The sequence below is a fragment of the Bacillus lumedeiriae genome, from assembly GCF_044891285.1.
Taxonomy (GTDB): Bacteria; Bacillota; Bacilli; order Bacillales; family Domibacillaceae; genus Pseudobacillus; species Pseudobacillus lumedeiriae.
In genome coordinates, this window is the sequence record NZ_JAUIYO010000049.1 from 1 (window position 1) to 539 (window position 539).

4 tRNA genes and 1 rRNA gene are annotated in these 539 nt (G+C 52.5%); all 5 read left to right on the plus strand.

The features are described from left to right. Positions 1-10 precede the first annotated feature (10 nt). The 5 genes from rrf (at position 11) to QYG89_RS17120 (ending at position 488) form a co-directional block, all read left to right on the plus strand. Positions 11-126: ribosomal RNA gene (gene rrf, locus QYG89_RS17100) — 5S ribosomal RNA — on the plus strand. 42 nt (positions 127-168) lie between these two features. After that, a tRNA-Glu gene (locus tag QYG89_RS17105) sits at positions 169-243 on the plus strand. Between the two features lie 5 nt (positions 244-248). Continuing rightward, a tRNA-Val gene (locus QYG89_RS17110) sits at positions 249-321 on the plus strand. A 7-nt stretch (positions 322-328) separates the two neighbouring features. Continuing rightward, a tRNA-Thr gene (locus QYG89_RS17115) sits at positions 329-401 on the plus strand. Positions 402-412: 11 nt separating this feature from the next. Then, a tRNA-Lys gene (locus QYG89_RS17120) sits at positions 413-488 on the plus strand. The last annotated feature ends 51 nt before the right edge of the window (positions 489-539 follow it).

Sequence of the window (539 nt, forward strand, 5' to 3'; positions counted from 1 at the left end):
CTTTATACAGTCTGGTGGCGATAGCGAAGAGGTCACACCCGTTCCCATACCGAACACGGAAGTTAAGCTCTTCAGCGCCGATGGTAGTTGGGGGCTTCCCCCTGTGAGAGTAGGACGCTGCCAGGCATATCCCCAATAGGGGTTTTTATTTTGTGTCAATACATAACCGGCCCCTTGGTCAAGCGGTTAAGACACCGCCCTTTCACGGCGGTAACACGGGTTCGAATCCCGTAGGGGTCACCATTCACGGAGGATTAGCTCAGCTGGGAGAGCATCTGCCTTACAAGCAGAGGGTCGGCGGTTCGAGCCCGTCATCCTCCATTTTTGTGCCGGTGTAGCTCAATTGGTAGAGCAACTGACTTGTAATCAGTAGGTTGGGGGTTCAAGTCCTCTCGCCGGCATTTTTGGTTTTGAGCCATTAGCTCAGTTGGTAGAGCATCTGACTTTTAATCAGAGGGTCGAAGGTTCGAGTCCTTCATGGCTCACCATTTTCATATGCGGGTGTGGCGGAATTGGCAGACGCACCAGACTTAGGATCT